Genomic DNA, 15,519 nt, shown 5'->3' with positions numbered 1-15,519 from the left:
GTCTCCTCGATGGCAAGAGTTCTCAAGAGCCTGACGATCACCTCGATCTGCGCTTTAGCCCTGACCGCCTGCGCCAAGACCGACGAGCCGGGGACGGCTCAGCCGGCGGGACAGCAGCAGGGTCCGGTCAGGATCGGCATCTCCCTCCCGCTCACGGGCGACTTCGCCGAGCCCGGCAACGGCATCAAGGACGGCTACCAGGTCTGGGCCGACCAGGTGAACGCCAAGGGCGGACTGCTGGGCAGGAAGGTCGAGCTGATCTTCCGCGACGACGCCTCCGACCCCAACCGGGTCAGCTCCGACTACGAGTCGCTCATCACTCAGGACAAGGTCAACCTGGTCTTCGGGCCGTTCTCGTCGCGGCTGGTGATTCCCGCGGCGAAGGTCGCGGAGTCGTACAACATGCTGTTCGTGGAGCCGGCCGGGGCCGCCAAGGAGGTCTTCGAGCAGGGCTTCAAGCGGCTGTTCTACGCGGCGCCCGCGATCGCCGGCGACCACTACAACTACCTGGCCGACTACATCATCAAGCTGCCGGCCGACAAGCGGCCGAAGACGGCGGCGTACGCGAGCCTGGACGACCCGTTCGCGCAGGGCACCGCGTACGGGCTGCGGGACAAGCTGGCCGCGGCCGGGATCAAGACGGTCGTGGACGAGGTCTACCCGCCCGAGACCACCGACTTCTCGCCCATCGCCGCCAAGATCGCCGCGGCCAAGCCGGACATCGTGGTGGGCGGCACGCAGTTCGAGGACTCCGTGGGCCTGGTGCGCGCGCTGCAGGAGCTGAAGGTGCAGCCCAAGCTGGCGGCCTTCTCGACCGGGCCGACGGAGCCGGAGTTCCCCGCCGCGGTGAAGGGGGCGGCCGAGAACATCATCTCGCCCGTCGGCTGGTCGGCCACGGCCACCTTCACCGGCAACCAGGAGATGATCAAACGCCACAAGGAGATGTTCAAGGGCGAGGCGAACGAGGACACCGCCAACGGCTTCACCGTCGGCCAGGTCGTCGAGGCCGCCGTGAACGCCGTCAAGTGCGTCGACGCCACCAAGGAGTGCCAGGACAAGCTGGCCGACCACATCAGGCAGGGCACGTTCGACACGGTCGTCGGCAAGCTCTCCTTCGACGACCAGGGCAGGCCCGAGCAGGCGCACATGATCCAGCAGTACGTCGGCGGAAAGGTCGAGATCGTGCTTCCCGAGCAGGCCAGGACGGCCGACCTCGTCTACCCGAAGAAGGAATGGTGAGCCTGCTCCTGCAGGGGCTGGCCCTGGGCGTGCTGACCGGCGGCCTCTACGCGCTGCTGGCCTCCGGCCTGTCGCTGTACTTCGGCGTGATGCGGGTGGTCATGGTGGCCCACCCGGCGTTCCTGTTCCTGGCGGCCTATCTGACCTACACCGTGCACACGGCGCTCGGCGTGGACCCGTTCCTGGCGCTGCCCGTCACCGTGCCGCTGTTCTTCGCGCTGGGCGTGGCGGTGCAGCGGCTGCTCATCGCGCGGCTGCCGCCGGACAACCTGGCGATGATGTCGGTGCTGCTGACGTTCGGAATCGCGCTGACGATCGAGGGGCTGCTCGGGACGATCTACACCGGCTCCTACAAGTCGGTCAGCATGGGCTACGCGACCAGGTCGCTGACGATCGGCGGCGTGCACCTCCCGTACGACAAGATCATCGCCTTCTTCGTCGCGGCGCTCACCCTCGCGGTGCTGTTCGCGGTGCTGATCAAGAGCCGGTTCGGGCAGGCGCTGCGGGCCACCATCCAGCACCGGGAGGCGGCCCGGCTCGTCGGCATCCAGACCGAGCGGGTCGCCGGGTACGGCTTCGGCGTCGGCCTGGCCACCGCCGCCGTCGGCGGCACCGTGCTCGCGCTCATCACGCCGTTCTTCCCCGCCTCGCACTGGGTGTGGATCGGCAAGCTCATGGCCATCATCGTGGTCGGAGGGCTGGGAAGCGTGATCGGCGCGGCGCTGGCGGCCGTCATGCTCGGCGTGGTCGAGGGCCTCGTGCTGGTGACCGTGGACGCGACCTGGGCCACGATGATGTTCTACGTCTTCCTCTTCCTGACGCTGCTCGCGCGCCCCCAGGGGTTCTTCGGAGGCCGGCTTGCGCATCGCTTCTAGAGGGATCCCGCTGCTGGTCGCCTGCCTGGCGCTGGCCTATCCGTGGCTGGTCCCCAACTACTACCTCGTGTACGCGGGCGCGCTGACCGTCATGTACGCGGCCATGTCCACGTCCTGGAACCTCCTGGGCGGTTTCACCGGCTACGTCTCGCTCGGCCACTCGGCGTTCTTCGGCCTCGGCGCGTACGGGACCGGCCTGCTCGTCGTGCGCCTGGGCGTGCCGTGGGTCGCGGCCCTGCTGGTGTCGGCCGTCGCCGTGACGGTGTTCGCCGTGTTCGTCGGCGTCGCGGCCGTGCGGGTGCGCGGCGCGTCGTTCGTCATCGTGTCGATCGCGCTCGTGTCGATGATGAACCTCGTCGTGCAGGGCTGGCGCTCGCTCACCGGCGGCTCCACCGGCCTGCAGGTCCCCTCTCCCTTCCCCGGCCTGCACCGGGGGCAGACGCACATCGTGTTCTTCTACCTGTTCCTGGCGCTGCTCGGGCTCGCGCTGCTGTCCTGGTGGTACGTCTCGCGTTCCCGGTTCGGCGCCGGCCTGCGGGCGATCAGGGAGGACGAGGACAAGGCCGAGTCGCTCGGGGTGCCGACGGGGGCGTACAAGGTGACGGCCTTCGCCCTGTCCGCCCTCTTCGTGTCGCTCGCCGGAGGGCTCTACGCGGTCTGGTTCGGCAGCCTCGACCCGATCTTCGTCTTCTCCATCCTCATCGGGTCGTACATGGTGCTGATGAGCCTGCTCGGCGGGGTCAGGCACCTGTTCGGACCGCTGCTCGGGGCGCTCATCGTGGCCCCGGCGGGCGAATACTTCCTGATCGCGCTGGGCGAGACGCAGATCCACCTGACCGCCACGGGCCTGCTGCTCGTGCTGGTCGTGCTGTTCATGCCGGACGGCATCCTCGCCCGGCTCACCAGGAGGCGCGCCGGGCCCTCCATCCCGGACGAGACGGCCGAACAGCGGCTCCAGGGGGTGGCCCGATGAGCTCCTTGCGCACCGAGGGACTGACCAGGTCGTTCGGCGGCGTGCTCGCCGTGGACGGCGCGAGCGTCGAGCTGCAGGAGGGCAGGATCAACGGGCTGATCGGCCCCAACGGCTCCGGCAAGACCACGTTCTTCAACATCGTCACCGGCATGATCAAGCCGGACTCCGGCCGGGTGCTCTACCGCGACCGCGACATCACCCGCCACTCGCCGCACCGCGTCGCGCACGCCGGCATCGGCCGCACCTTCCAGCTCTGCCGCGTCTTCCCGCGCCTGACCGTGCTGGAGAACATGCTGGTCGCCGTCCGCCGCACCCGCCTGCGCGAGCTGCTGGCCGGGCTGCGGGACCAGGGAGAGGTCGAGCGGGCCCGGCACTGGCTGCGGCGCATGGGCATCGAGCACCTGGAGGACGCCGAGGCCCGCGACCTGTCCTACGGCCAGCAGAAGCTGCTGGAGCTGGCCGCCGTCCTCATGGCCGAGCCCGAGCTGGTGCTGCTGGACGAGCCGGCCGGCGGGGTCAACCCGGCGCTGATCGACCGGATCGTCTCGCTCGTACGCGACCTCAACGCGGAGGGCCGCACGTTCCTCGTCGTCGAGCACAACATGGACATGGTGATGGGCATGTGCGACCACGTGATCGTCTTCGACCGGGGAGCGCCCATCGCGGCCGGCCCGCCCGCCGAGGTGCGGAACGACCCGCGCGTGCTGGAGGCGTACCTCGGTGTCTGAGACCATCCTGGCGCTGGAAGACGTCGAGGCCGGCTACGGCAGGGCGGCGCCGGTGCTGCGCGGCCTGACCGTGACCGTGCGCGCCGGCGAGGTCGTCTGCCTGGTGGGGCCGAACGGCGCGGGCAAGTCCACCGCGCTCAAGGTCGCCAGCGGGCTGCTCGCGCCCCGGTCGGGGCGGGTCCTGCTGGCCGGTCAGGACGTGACGGGCCTGTCGCCGCAGCGCCTGCTCGGGCTCGGGCTCGCCCACGTGCTGCAGGGGCACAGCGTGTTCCGCGAGATGACCGTGGCCGAGAACGTGCGGCTCGGCGGCTTCACCGTGCGCGACCCCGCGAAGCTCCAGGCCCGGATGGAGGCGGTCAAGGAGCTGTTCCCCATGGTGGGCGAGCGGTGGGGGAGCATGGCCGGGCTGCTGTCGGGCGGGCAGCAGAAGCAGGTGGAGTTCGCGCGGGCGCTCATGCTGGCGCCCTCCGTGGTGCTGCTGGACGAGCCGTCGATGGGGCTCGACCCGCGCAACACGCAGGTGGTCTTCGACCAGATCGACCTGATGCGCCGCACGGGCGTCGCCGTGCTGCTGGTGGAGCAGAACGCGCGCAGGGCCCTGGAGATGGCCGACGTCGGGTGCGTGCTCGACCTCGGCCGCGTCCACATCTCCGGCCCCGCCGGCGAGCTGGCCGCCGACCCCCGCCTCGGCCGCCTCTACCTCGGCGGCGCCCCCGCCACCTAGCCGTGCGTGAGGAGGGTGCCCTCCACCCGGACGCGCTTCCTGAACACCCAGTACGTCCACCCCTGGTAGACCAGCACGAACGGGAGAGTGATCAGGCCGATCCAGCTCAGCATCGTCAGCGTGTACGGCCCGGAGGCCGCCTCCGCCAGCGTCAGGCCGGGGAACGGGCGCAGGCGCAGCTCCATGAAGACCGCCAGGGTCGACAGCACGATCGCCGCCGCCGTGGCCGCGAAGGCCCAGCCCTCGCGGCGGCGCCAGATCAGCGCCGTGGCCGCCGCCAGCGCCGCCATGGCGGCCAGCGCGGGGAACGTGCCCAGGCCCGACAGGGCGGCCACGGCCACCGGAACGGCCACGCCGCTGGCGGCCATCGCCACGACGCGGGCGCGGCGGCGCACCGGGCCCGTGGTCTTGAGCGCCAGGAAGACGGCGCCGTGCAGGGCGCACACCGCCAGCGAGAACGCGCCCCCCAGCAGGGCCGCCGGCACGCTGTCGAACAGCAGGTCGGCGAAGACCGCCCCCCACAGGAACGCCGGGAGCGCGCTGCCCACCACGATGCCCAGGTCGCACCAGCGCGGGTCGCTCACCTTGCCGCGCCACTCCAGGCCGACGCCGCGCACGATCAGGCCGACCAGGACGAGCGTCACCGGCAGGTAGAAGGCGCTGAACACGCCCGCGTACCAGGCGGGGAACGCGGCGAACATGGCGCCGACGGCGGTGATCAGCCACACCTCGTTGCCGTCCCACACCGGGCCGATGGTCTGCAGGCTCTGCCGCTGCTCGCCGGGGTTGCGGCTGACGAGCGGGGCCAGCATGCCCACGCCGAAGTCGAAGCCCTCCAGCACGAAGTAGCCCGTCCAGAGGAAGGCGATGATGACGAACCACAACTCGATCATTGTCTGCTCCCTCAGTACATCAGCGACGGCTCACGCCGCTCGGCGGCGGCGGGGACGGGCGCCTGCTCCTCGACACCCTTGCGGACATGCCTGGTCAGCAGGACGACCTCGGCCACGGCGAGCGCGCCGTACAGGAGCGTGAAGATCGTCAGGGACGTGGCCACCTCGGCCAGGCTCACGCCCGGCGACACGCTGGAGGCGGTGAGCAGCTCGCCCGCGACCGTCCACGGCTGGCGGCCGATCTCGCTCAGCAGCCACCCGGCGATCACCGAGACCAGTGGCAGCGGCAACGCCAGCAGCATCGCCCGCGACAGCCACCTCGGGAACTCGCGCCTGCGCCGGGTCAGCCAGAGGCCGAGCACCGACAGGCCCACCGTGGCCATCCCGAACCCCATCATCACCCGGAACGACCAGAACACGACCGGCTGGTTCGGCCGGTAGTCGCCCGGGCCGAACTGCTGCTCGAAGCGGCGCTGCAGGTCCTCGGTGCCCTGGACGGTGGCGTTCGGGTCGTGGGCGGACAGGAAGCTGAGGACCTTGGGGATCTCGATGCCGGGGACCAGGGAGAACGCCGCGCCGGCCGTGTCGCGCTCCAGACCCTCGGCGGAGGCCAGCTTCATGGGCTGCTGCTCGTACATCAGCCTGGCCGACATGTCGCCGGTGCCCGCGACGACGGCGCCCGCGAGGGCCGTCATGACGAGGGCGGCGCGGGCCGCGGCGCGCCACATCGGGGCGCGCGTCCTGAGCAGCCAGTAGCCGCTCACGGCCAGCACGAAACCGCCCGCCACGATGAACGCCGCCCCGATCACATGGGGCACCTGGGCCACCGCCGTGGAGTTGGTCAGCACGGCCCACAGGTCGGTCATCCTGGCCCTGCCGTCCACGACCTCGTAGCCGACGGGGTGCTTCATCCAGGCGTTGGCCGCGAGGATGAAATACGCCGACAGATTGGACCCGATGGCGGCCGCCCAGATGCACGCCAGGTGCACCTTCTTCGGCAGCCGCTCCCATCCGAAGATCCACAACCCCAGGAACGTGGACTCCATGAAGAAGGCCAGCAGCGCCTCCATGGCCAGCGGCGCCCCGAAGACGTCGCCGACGAAGGTGGAGTATTCACTCCAGTTCATCCCGAACTGGAACTCCTGCACGATGCCGGTGACCACGCCCATGGCGAAGTTGATCAGGAACAGCTTCCCGAAGAACTTCGTGAGCTTCAGGTAGTGCTCTTTCCCCGTCCGGTGCCAGGCCGTCTGCAGGCCCGCCACGAAGATCCCCAGACCGATGGTCAAGGGCACGAACAGAAAGTGGTACACGGTGGTCACCCCGAACTGCCACCGTGCCAGGTCAAGTGCGTCCATCTCCCCGCCGACTCCCTGAGCTCTACAGCTTGTAGTTTATCTACTTGAAGTAGTACTACAGCCCGTAGAGCAATGCGATGCGAGCTTGGTCACACCGCTCCCCGTTGTTGTTGCCGCATCGAGGATCCCGTGCGGAAGCGCCCCGGCGCGTCCGCCGCCGGGGTGATACGGGGGTACGCCTACCGGTCGACAGCCATGGCGGCCAGGTACGCCTGGAGGTTGCCCAGCTCGTATCCGCGGCGCTTGATCTTGTCGACCAGGATGCGGAAGTCCCTGGCCAGGTTGGGGCGGAAGTGCAGGAGCAGGATGTCGCCCGGGCGCAGGCGCTTGTCGGGCACCTGATAGGCGATCTTGCCGCCCGGCTGGACGGTGGCCGTCCAGAGGAGGACCGCGTCGATGCCGCAGCTCTTGGCGGCCCTGAGCGTGCCGGTGTTGTAGTTGCCGAACGGGGGCCTGAACAGCGTGGGCCTGGTGCCCAGCTCCTTCCTGATGACCTGGGAGGAGCCGCAGATCTCCCGGCGCTGGGCGTCCTGGGAGAGCAGCCGGAGGTTGGGGTGGGTGAGGGTGTGGTTCTCGATGGGGACGTCGGCGTTACGGAGCTGCCGGAAATATCCCCATTTACCGGCACCTACGTATTTCCCTGGGCCGCCGGCCGGGTCCGGGGTGCCCTTGGCCTCCACGGCGTCGCGCATGGCGAAGGCGGTGATGGGGATGCGCTGGTCGCGGACCTGCTTGACGAAGCCCGGATCCTGCTCCCAGCCGTCGTCGATGGTCAGGAAGACGACCTTGCGCCTGGTGGGGATCGAGCTGATCACGGGCGGCAGGCCGCTGGTGCGCTCGACCGGGCGCACCTCGCCCGCGCGCGGCCGCTCGCCCGGCGGGCCGTGCCGGGTGATCTTGGGGCTTGCCGACGTGCTCGGGGAACCCGAGGAGGGGGTGCCGGGCCGGCGGACGCTCGCCGTCCCGGCGGGGCTGCACGCGGCGACGAGGGCCAGCACGCAGGCGACGGCGGCCGGACGGGGCTTGATCTTCAACGCGCGCATGGGGCCCCATCTTGCCAGGCATGATCCTCAAGTCTTGTCTTCCTCTGGCAGGTGTTGCCCTTATCCGCCTGGTCGCGGCTGCTTAGAGTGGCGACATGAAAGTGGCGGGTACTGCCGTGATCGGCGTTGAGAGGGATCGGGTGTGGGCCGCGCTCCAGGATCCGGCGGTGCTGGTGAGCACCATTCCCGGGTGCGAGCGCCTTGAGGAGACGGGGCCGGACACGTACCGGATGACCGTGAACGCGGGCGTCGCGTCCGTCAAGGGCGTCTACCAGGGGGAGGTGGCGCTGAGCGACCCGCTGGCGCCCGAGAGCTTCACGCTCAAGGCGCGGGGACAGGGCGCGCCCGGGACGGTGGACGCCACCGTCGTGGTGCGGCTGAGCGAGGTCGACGGCGGGACCCGGGTCGACTACGACGCCGACGCGGTGATCGGCGGGATGATCGGCGGGGTCGGGCAGCGCATGCTGGGGTCGGTGGCCAAGCGGACGGCGGGGGAGTTCTTCGCGGCCGTCGAGGATCACCTGCGCGCGGCGGAGGCTCCCGCCGGTGTCCAGGCGGCCCAGGCGGAAGCGGGGAGCCCGATGGGCGGTGCCGTGTACGGGCGGGTCCCCAGGCAGCACACGCAGACGCGGCCGTGGGTGATGCTGGCGTCGTTCGGGATGGGGGCGGGCGTCGCGCTCGCGGGTGTCGCGGTGGGGTGGCTGCTCGGACGCTCGCGGCGTCAGCGCCCCTGAGGGCTCTCGCGGAAAAGGATCTCCAGGCGTAGCGTGGCTGGTATGCGGCAGGCACACGCGGAAGACGCAAGGACCGAAGCCAGGAGAGTCGTTCGCAACCTGCTGGGCGACGAGCGCCCCACAGCCGAGACCTTGATCGCCGACGTGCGCCCGGTGCTCGGGGACGAGCGGACCGAGCGGACGCTGGAGCTCGCGCTCGGGGCCTCGCTCACCCGGCGCTCGGCCGAGCTGGCCGCCATCGCCGCGCTGCTCGTCGGCACCCGCGAGCTGGGCGAGGAGTGGTGGAGCCGGCCCAGGGGCGGCAAGCTGCCGGCCCCCGACGAGGTGGTGCGCACGGCGGTCGCGATCGAGCCGTGGACCGATCTGACCGCGCTGGAGATGCTGGCCGCCTGGATCTCCGACGACGCCGCCGACCAGATGTGGGGGCGGCCCGTCGCCGAGGTCGATCTCAACTCCTGGCAGGCCGAGGACCGCTTCCGGCTCCCGCCCGGGGCCAAGCCGGGGCAGCGGCTGGTCGTCCACTTCGACGCCGGCGGGCGGCTCGACGCGGTCGTCACCCGCAGGCCCGACGACGACCTCGGGTCCAACCTCGACTTCCACTCCCTGCGTTACTCCCGGCCCGCCGAGGCGCAATGGAGCTGGGGGGTGGCGGCCGGGCTCGGGCCGCACCGGCTGCCCGGCGAGGACCCCGACCCGTACGCCCGCGAGGTCCCGGCCGCCGCCGGGGGAGTCCTGCGGGCCTGGGCGGTGCGGCACGGCGCCACGCGGGAGCAGCTCGGCGAGCGGTGGCAGACGGTCGGCGACGTGGTGGCCGCCATCGAACGCGTGGACTGGATGTGGCGCAGCGGGGAGTGGTTCGGGTGGTGGCGGGGCGCCTCGGCGCTCGTGGACGACTCGGCGTACCTGCCCTACCGCCTGGAGGAGCTGGCCGCCGGATAGCCGCCCGGCGAACGGGGTGTGTGACAATCGAGGCGTGTCGCGACGTCGCCTCGGTTACCTGCTCAAGCACGCCAACCTGCGCCTGACGGAGCTGACGGGGCCGGCGCTGGAGCCGTACGAGATCGACGGGCGGGAGTTCGGGGTGATGTCGGTGCTCCGCACGCCGGAGCCGCTCTCCCAGCTGGAGGCCGCCCAGCGGCTGGGCATCGACCGGACGACGATGGTGGCGCTGCTGGACGGGCTGGAGCGCAAGAAGCTCGTCGGGCGCCGGCCGCATCCCGCCGACCGGCGCAAGAACATGGTGGAGCTGACCGGCCACGGGCGCGAGGTCCTGGAGGCGGCCACCCGCGCCGTGGGCGTGGCGGAGGAGGAGTTCCTGGCCGGCCTGCCGGAGGAGGAGCGGCGGCTGTTCAGAGAGCTGCTGGACCGCTTGGTGTGAGCAGGGCCTGGTTCGCGCCCTCGCCGAGCCGGCCGGTGCGGTGGTGGCGGCGGCAGAGCACCTGGTAGCGCACCGGCGAGGCGTCGGTGTCGCCGATCACGACCTGCTCGCCCGTACGCGCCATGGCCCCGCCCACCACCCTGGCGTTGAGCTGCCCGGGACGGCCGCACCAGCACAGCACCTCGACCTGCAGCCGGCACACCTCGTCCGCCAGCTCGAACAGCCGCTGCGCCGCCGGGAACATCACCGAGCGGAAGTCCGAGGCCAGCCCGAACGCGTACACGTCCACGCCGTGCTCGTCCACCAGGTCCGCGAGCTGCTCGATCTGCGGGACGGTGTAGAAGCAGGCCTCGTCGCAGATGAGGTAGTCGATGCGGTCGTGGGAGGTGACGAGCTCCACGATGTCGAGGGAGTCCTCCACCTCGATGGCCTCCAGGCCGAGCCCGATCCGGCTGGTGATCTTGGGGCCGCCGGAGCGGTCGTGCTTGGTCAGCACCAGTCCGCGCCTACCCTGGCGTCCGTGGTTGTAGTTCATCTGGAGCGCCAATGTGGACTTCCCGCAGTCCATGGGGCCGAAGTAAAACTTGAGCACGGCATCCCGGGCGCCAGACGGCACGGCAGACAAGGCAGACAGTTCAGTCACGGGGGGCCAGCTTAGTGGCTTGGCTTGTTCCATGACCTCGTGGGACATTTCTCCTCTGGAGTTCGCAGGAGGAACTGTGGTCACCGAGCTGAGGAGCCATGCGTAGCGTGCGTATCGGAGTGGACACCGGAGGTACGTTCACCGACGTGGTCGCGGTGGACGAAGAGACCGGTGAGATCCTCACTACCAAGACCCCCTCGACGCCCGCGAACCCGGCGGACGGGTTCGTCGCGGGCATCGAGAAGCTCGGCGAGCTCGACATCGGGTCGATCGTCCACGGCACCACGGTGGCCACGAACCAGCTGCTGGAGGACCGGATCTCCAACCTCGGGTTCATCACGACCGAGGGGTTCGAGTTCGTCCTGGAGATCGCCAGGCAGAGCGTGCCCGACGGCTACGGCAACTCCTACTTCTGGGTCAAGCCGCCCAGGATCGTTCCCGTGCACCTGGTGAAGACCGTCGGGGGGCGGCTCGACCACCTGGGGCAGGAGGTGTGGCCGTTCTCGGAGGAGCAGGCCGTGGAGGTGGCCCGCTGGTTCCGGGCCAAGGGGATCAACGCGATCGGCGTCTGCTTCCTGCACTCCTACGCCAACCCCGAGCACGAGCGCCGCATGCGCGAGGTGCTCTGGCGCGAGCACCCGGAGGCGGTGATCTCGCTGTCGAGCGACGTGCTGCGCGAATACCGCGAGTACGAGCGCTCGGTCACCACGCTGGTGGACGCCGCCGTCAAGCCCGCCATGCGCGGCTACATCGCGAGCCTGTCCAACCGCCTCGGCAAGCCGTTCTCCGTCATGAAGTCCAACGGCGGCATCCTGTCGGCCCGCGAGGTCGTCAACCAGCCGATCAGCACCGTCCTGTCGGGCCCGGCGGCGGGCGCGCTCGGCGCGGCGCTCATCGCCTCCACGGCGGGGCACCCGTCGGTGATCACGCTGGACGGCGGCGGCACCTCGACCGACGTGGCCGTGGTGATCGACGGCGAGCCCTCGATCACCACCGAGGGCTCCGTGGGCCGCTACCCGTGCAAGATCCCGATGATCGACATCATCACCGTCGGCGCGGGCGGCGGCTCGATCGCGTGGATCTCGCCCGAGGGCACGCTCAAGGTCGGCCCCAGGTCCGCGGGCGCCGACCCCGGCCCCATCTGCTACGGCAAGGGCGGGACGGAGGTGACGGTCACCGACGCGCACGTGTTCCTCGGCCGGATCCCGCCGCACCTGCTCGGCGGTGAGATCCCGCTGGACGCCGACGCCGCGCGCGGCGGCATCGAGGCGCTGGCCGACAAGCTCGGCCTCACCCCCGAGCGCACGGCGACGGGCATCCTGGAGATCAGCGCGTTCAACCAGAGCAACGCGATCAGGCAGCTCACCGTCAAGCGCGGGCTGGACGTGCGCGACTTCCCGCTGGTGACCTTCGGCGGGTCCGGACCGCTGCTGGCGTGCCGGCTGATCGACATCCTCGGCCTGCCGGCCGTGATCATCCCGCGCGACCCTGGGAACGTTTCAGCGTTCGGGCTGCTGACGGTGGACGTCAAGAACGACTATGTCCGCACGTACGTCACCCGCGACCTCTCGCTCGGCAAGGCCGTCGAGATCTTCCACGACCTGGAGCATCAGGCGGGCGAGGCGCTCGACCGCGAGGGCTTCGACGACCCGGTCTACCTGCGCAGCGCCGACCTGCGCTATTACGGCCAGGCGTACGAGGTGCGCGTGCCGGCCCCGGCGGGCGAGATCGACGAGGACTGGCAGGCCGAGGTGATCGACCGCTTCCACACGGCCCACGAGAAGCTGTACGGGTACGCCTACCGCGACGATCCCCGACACGGCGTCGAATGGGTGAACCTGCGCGTCTCCGGCATCGGCCCCATCACCCGCCCGGCCGTCCGCCGCCTGCACAAGGCCGGCGAGGGCGCCACCTCGGTGCGCCCCGTGCATTTCGACGAGACCCGCGACACCGCGATCCACCAGCGCTCCGCCCTCGGCCCCGGCGCCACGGTGACCGGGCCGGCCGTGATCGAGGAGTACGGCTCGACGATCCCCATCCACCCAGGCTTCACCGCGAAGGTGGACGAGTACGGAAATGTGGAGGTCCGTCGTGACTGATCCCATCTTGGTGGAGATCGTCGAGGGCACGCTAGCGTCCGTCGAGAAGGAGGTCGAGACGGCCATCGCCCGTACGGCCCGCTCGCCGATGATCCGCGACGCGCACGACTTCCGCGCGGGCATCCACGACGTACGGCTGCGCAAGCTCACCGGCCGCTCCTACAGCGCGCTCGTCCAGCCGGTGGTGCGCGACTTCCCGGTCGAGACGATGAAGCCCGGCGACGTCTACTTCCACAACGACGTCTACCTCTCCGAGGGCGGCATCGGCCACCTGCCCGACCTGTGCGTGACCGTGCCCGTCTTCCACGAGGGCGCCGTCGTGGCGTTCGTGCAGGCGTTCGGCCACCATGACGACATCGGCGGGTCCGTGCCCGGCTCCATGCCCTCGCATGCCCGGTCGGTGTACGAAGAGGGCCTGATGGTGCCGCCGATCAAGCTGTGGGACCAGGGCGTGCCGAACGAGGCCGCCCTGCGCATCATGACCCGCAACTCCCGCATGCCCGACTCGCTGGCCGGCGACCTCGACGCCGAGTGCTCGGCCTGCCTGATGGGGGCGCGGCGGCTGGGCGAGCTGTTCGACCGGTACGGCAGGCAGGCCGTCGAGGAGTGCTTCGACGCGATCATCTCCAAGACCACCGAGACGTTCCGCAGGGAGCTGCTGGCCAAGATCCCCGAGGGAACCTACGTGTGGGAGGACTACGCCGAGCACGACGGCGTGGACGAGCCCCGCCTGCACGCCCAGCGGATCACGCTCACCGTCGACCACGGCGCCCTCGAGCGCAGGAGCTCGCGACGAGAGAGCGACGAAGGAGCCAACGAGGAGCGAAGCGGGCGCGACGATGAACACGCCCCGCTCACCATCGACTTCACCGGCACGTCGCCGCAGGCCAAGGGGCCGATCAACCACGCGGGCGACTACGCCGACGGCGTCTTCCTGAAGAAGTGGCTGGCCCCGGTGCTGCGCAACCTGGCCGACACGCCCGAGCGGATGGCCGAGCTGGACGTCAACGAGGGCGTCGTGCCCCTCATCAAGATGATCTTCCCGGAGAAGGGCACCCTGCTCACCCCGGTCTTCCCGGCCCCCACCAACGCCCGCACGTTCGTCATCCTGCGCCTGCTCGGCGTCCTTGCCGGCGTGCTGGCCAAGGCCACGGGCGGCCGCATGCCCGCCGACCAGGAGACCATCCGCTACACCGGCGTGTACGGCACGGACGCCGACGACCAGCCGTACCTGATGCGCGAGGTCCTGGGCGGCGGCTCGGGCGGGCGCTGGTACGCCGACGGCGAGGACACCATCCACGTGGTGCCCGACTCGCGCAACATCCCGGTGGAGTTCGCCGAGGCGCGCTGGCCGTTCCGGGTGGAGCGGCTGGCGCTGGCCTGCGACTCCGGCGGGCCCGGCATGTTCAGGGGCGGGCTGGGCTACGACAAGCACATCAGGATGCTCAGGGACGCCTCCTACATGTCGATCGCCGACCGCTCGATCCTGTCCTGCTGGGGCGTCAACGGCGGCCTCGCGGGGCGGCCGTTCCGGGTGGAGATCGCGGGCAAGGAGATGGAGGGGCTGGTCGACGACCATCCGGTGCAGGCCGGTGAGCTGATCCGCATCCGTACGACCGGGGGTGGAGGCTGGGGCTCCCCGTACGACCGCGATCCCCGGGCGGTGGCGGCCGACGTGCGGGACGGGAAGGTGTCGATCGCGGGCGCGCTGGGCGACTACGGCGTGGTGCTCGACGGCGACCGCATCGACGAGCAGGGCACCGCCGAGCTCCGCGCCCGCCTGCGCCCGCCGGGCGACCGCTTCTTCGACCGTGGGCCCGGGTACGCGAAGTTGTCGGGCGGACGCGCGTACGCCGAGGTGGACGAGCTTTAGGGAGATACCGTCGTGCGTGTTGTCCTCGCCGGGCTGGCCACCAGCCACCCGTACACCGACGCCCGCACCCTGGCCCGCCACGCGGAGCTGGTGGTGTGGGAGCAGGACCCCGAGCGGCTGCGGCGCTTCACCGACGAGCACCCGGCGGCCAAGGTGACCGGCAGCCTCGGCGAGGCGCTGGCCACCGGGCCCGACGGCGTGGTGCTGACCGTGCCCGGCCCGCAGGTGCCCGAGGCGCTGGCGCGGGTCCTGGAGACCGGCGCGCCCTGCTTCGTGAACAAGCCGGCCGCCGCCAGCCGGGCCCAGCTCGACGCGCTCGACCGGCTGGCGATCGGCGATCGGGTGCTGTCGAGCTCGGTGCTGAGGTTCGCCCCCGCGTTCGCCGGGGTCCGGGTCGATCCCGGAGAGGTGCTGGCCGTGCGGGCCACCGTACGGCACGACGTGGGGTTGTGGGCCGACGGCTACAACGCCTGGCAGGACACGCCCGGCGAGGGCGGCGGGACCATGGTGACCATGGGCATCCACGGCGTCGAGCTGCTGGTCGCCCTGCTGGGGCCGGATGTGCGGCTGGTGGGCGCCGCCGGGGCCAAGCGGCACTACCAGGGCCTGCGCTCCGAGGACACCGGCGTGATGGCGCTGCGGTGGGGGAGCGGCGTCACGGGGACGGTGGAGATCCTCGGCGTCTCCGAGGGCGAGGCCTACACCGTCACGGTGCACAGGCGCGACGGCTCCGAGTCGATCGTGATCGAGAGCGGCGACGACCCGGTCAAGGGGCTCGGGTACGAGGGGACCATCGACGCGTTCCTCTCCATGGTGGGCGGCGCGCCCAGCCCGGTGCCGTGGGAGCAGACCAGGGCGATCCTCGATGTGCTGGTCACAGCCCGTGAGGTCGCCTGACGCAGTTGTGCGTACCCGTTGACAGCCGAAGTCTGTGCCAGTTACGGTCTGGACCGTAAATA

The 15,519-nt window shown here is 70.8% G+C and carries 15 protein-coding genes; 11 read left to right on the top strand and 4 right to left on the bottom strand.

The annotated features are described in order from the left end of the window. The first annotated feature begins 9 nt into the window (after positions 1-9). From ACFKCF_RS02300 to ACFKCF_RS02280, 5 genes are read left to right on the top strand one after another with little or no spacing between them, the layout of a single operon-like run. On the top strand, positions 10-1,239 hold the full coding sequence (locus ACFKCF_RS02300) for an amino acid ABC transporter substrate-binding protein (RefSeq protein ID WP_394490095.1): 1,230 nt from the start codon (positions 10-12) through the stop codon (positions 1,237-1,239). Then, entirely contained in the window at positions 1,233-2,114 is an 882-nt protein-coding gene (locus ACFKCF_RS02295) for a branched-chain amino acid ABC transporter permease (protein ID WP_394490093.1), read from the top strand. The genes ACFKCF_RS02300 and ACFKCF_RS02295 overlap by 7 nt, the downstream gene beginning before the upstream one ends. After that, entirely contained in the window at positions 2,098-3,087 is a 990-nt protein-coding gene (locus tag ACFKCF_RS02290) for a branched-chain amino acid ABC transporter permease (protein ID WP_394490091.1), read from the top strand. The genes ACFKCF_RS02295 and ACFKCF_RS02290 overlap by 17 nt, the downstream gene beginning before the upstream one ends. Next, positions 3,084-3,815, top strand: a complete 732-nt coding sequence (locus tag ACFKCF_RS02285) for an ABC transporter ATP-binding protein (protein ID WP_394490089.1) — start codon at positions 3,084-3,086, stop codon at positions 3,813-3,815. Before ACFKCF_RS02290 ends, ACFKCF_RS02285 begins: the two co-directional genes overlap by 4 nt. Then, positions 3,808-4,539 (top strand): ABC transporter ATP-binding protein, encoded by a 732-nt coding sequence (locus ACFKCF_RS02280; protein ID WP_394490087.1) that lies wholly within the window; start codon positions 3,808-3,810, stop codon positions 4,537-4,539. The genes ACFKCF_RS02285 and ACFKCF_RS02280 overlap by 8 nt, the downstream gene beginning before the upstream one ends. Here the strand turns inward: ACFKCF_RS02280 and cydB are convergent. The 3 genes from cydB to ACFKCF_RS02265 form a co-directional block, all read right to left on the bottom strand. Next, on the bottom strand, positions 4,536-5,432 hold the full coding sequence (gene cydB, locus ACFKCF_RS02275; RefSeq protein WP_394490085.1) for a cytochrome d ubiquinol oxidase subunit II: 897 nt from the start codon (positions 5,430-5,432) through the stop codon (positions 4,536-4,538). The genes ACFKCF_RS02280 and cydB overlap by 4 nt on opposite strands. Before the next feature lie 11 nt (positions 5,433-5,443). Continuing rightward, the gene (locus tag ACFKCF_RS02270; RefSeq protein ID WP_394490083.1) at positions 5,444-6,790 is read right to left on the bottom strand and encodes a cytochrome ubiquinol oxidase subunit I; all 1,347 of its coding nucleotides are present in this window, start codon (positions 6,788-6,790) and stop codon (positions 5,444-5,446) included. Positions 6,791-6,969: 179 nt separating this feature from the next. Beyond that, positions 6,970-7,833, bottom strand: coding sequence for a polysaccharide deacetylase family protein (locus ACFKCF_RS02265; RefSeq protein ID WP_394490081.1), 864 nt, complete (start codon positions 7,831-7,833; stop codon positions 6,970-6,972). A 95-nt stretch (positions 7,834-7,928) separates the two neighbouring features. On the opposite strand from ACFKCF_RS02265, the gene ACFKCF_RS02260 reads away from it, so the two are divergent. Genes ACFKCF_RS02260 through ACFKCF_RS02250 form a run of 3 tightly spaced genes read left to right on the top strand, consistent with a single transcriptional unit; the run spans position 7,929 to position 9,945 of the window. Then, the gene (locus ACFKCF_RS02260) at positions 7,929-8,567 is read left to right on the top strand and encodes a carbon monoxide dehydrogenase subunit G (protein ID WP_394490079.1); all 639 of its coding nucleotides are present in this window, start codon (positions 7,929-7,931) and stop codon (positions 8,565-8,567) included. A gap of 42 nt (positions 8,568-8,609) precedes the next feature. Further along, the gene (locus ACFKCF_RS02255) at positions 8,610-9,506 is read left to right on the top strand and encodes a hypothetical protein (RefSeq protein WP_394490078.1); all 897 of its coding nucleotides are present in this window, start codon (positions 8,610-8,612) and stop codon (positions 9,504-9,506) included. 34 nt (positions 9,507-9,540) lie between these two features. Continuing rightward, positions 9,541-9,945: a MarR family winged helix-turn-helix transcriptional regulator gene (locus ACFKCF_RS02250; RefSeq protein ID WP_394490076.1), complete on the top strand. Its 405-nt coding sequence runs from the start codon at positions 9,541-9,543 to the stop codon at positions 9,943-9,945. Here the strand turns inward: ACFKCF_RS02250 and ACFKCF_RS02245 are convergent. Beyond that, entirely contained in the window at positions 9,917-10,537 is a 621-nt protein-coding gene (locus ACFKCF_RS02245) for a thymidine kinase (RefSeq protein WP_394490074.1), read from the bottom strand. The genes ACFKCF_RS02250 and ACFKCF_RS02245 overlap by 29 nt on opposite strands. Before the next feature lie 149 nt (positions 10,538-10,686). On the opposite strand from ACFKCF_RS02245, the gene ACFKCF_RS02240 reads away from it, so the two are divergent. From ACFKCF_RS02240 to ACFKCF_RS02230, 3 genes are read left to right on the top strand one after another with little or no spacing between them, the layout of a single operon-like run. After that, positions 10,687-12,687: a hydantoinase/oxoprolinase family protein gene (locus tag ACFKCF_RS02240; protein WP_394490072.1), complete on the top strand. Its 2,001-nt coding sequence runs from the start codon at positions 10,687-10,689 to the stop codon at positions 12,685-12,687. After that, the gene (locus tag ACFKCF_RS02235) at positions 12,680-14,560 is read left to right on the top strand and encodes a hydantoinase B/oxoprolinase family protein (RefSeq protein ID WP_394490070.1); all 1,881 of its coding nucleotides are present in this window, start codon (positions 12,680-12,682) and stop codon (positions 14,558-14,560) included. The genes ACFKCF_RS02240 and ACFKCF_RS02235 overlap by 8 nt, the downstream gene beginning before the upstream one ends. A gap of 12 nt (positions 14,561-14,572) precedes the next feature. After that, entirely contained in the window at positions 14,573-15,457 is an 885-nt protein-coding gene (locus tag ACFKCF_RS02230) for a Gfo/Idh/MocA family protein (protein WP_394490068.1), read from the top strand. Positions 15,458-15,519: the final 62 nt, after the last annotated feature.

Source organism: Nonomuraea sp. JJY05, assembly GCF_043496855.1.
GTDB lineage: Bacteria > Actinomycetota > Actinomycetes > Streptosporangiales > Streptosporangiaceae > Nonomuraea.
This window is presented reverse-complemented; position numbering and strand designations above follow the sequence as displayed.

What these genes read in the sequence shown, in the direction of transcription:
- ACFKCF_RS02260 (WP_394490079.1), top strand. Translation starts at nt 7,929, where the DNA reads ATGAAAGTGGCGGGTACTGCCGTGATCGGCGTTGAGAGGGATCGGGTG.
- ACFKCF_RS02265 (WP_394490081.1), bottom strand. Translation starts at nt 7,833, where the DNA reads ATGCGCGCGTTGAAGATCAAGCCCCGTCCGGCCGCCGTCGCCTGCGTG.
- cydB (WP_394490085.1), bottom strand. Translation starts at nt 5,432, where the DNA reads ATGATCGAGTTGTGGTTCGTCATCATCGCCTTCCTCTGGACGGGCTAC.
- ACFKCF_RS02240 (WP_394490072.1), top strand. Translation starts at nt 10,687, where the DNA reads ATGCGTAGCGTGCGTATCGGAGTGGACACCGGAGGTACGTTCACCGAC.
- ACFKCF_RS02295 (WP_394490093.1), top strand. Translation starts at nt 1,233, where the DNA reads ATGGTGAGCCTGCTCCTGCAGGGGCTGGCCCTGGGCGTGCTGACCGGC.
- ACFKCF_RS02270 (WP_394490083.1), bottom strand. Translation starts at nt 6,790, where the DNA reads ATGGACGCACTTGACCTGGCACGGTGGCAGTTCGGGGTGACCACCGTG.
- ACFKCF_RS02300 (WP_394490095.1), top strand. Translation starts at nt 10, where the DNA reads ATGGCAAGAGTTCTCAAGAGCCTGACGATCACCTCGATCTGCGCTTTA.
- ACFKCF_RS02285 (WP_394490089.1), top strand. Translation starts at nt 3,084, where the DNA reads ATGAGCTCCTTGCGCACCGAGGGACTGACCAGGTCGTTCGGCGGCGTG.
- ACFKCF_RS02255 (WP_394490078.1), top strand. Translation starts at nt 8,610, where the DNA reads ATGCGGCAGGCACACGCGGAAGACGCAAGGACCGAAGCCAGGAGAGTC.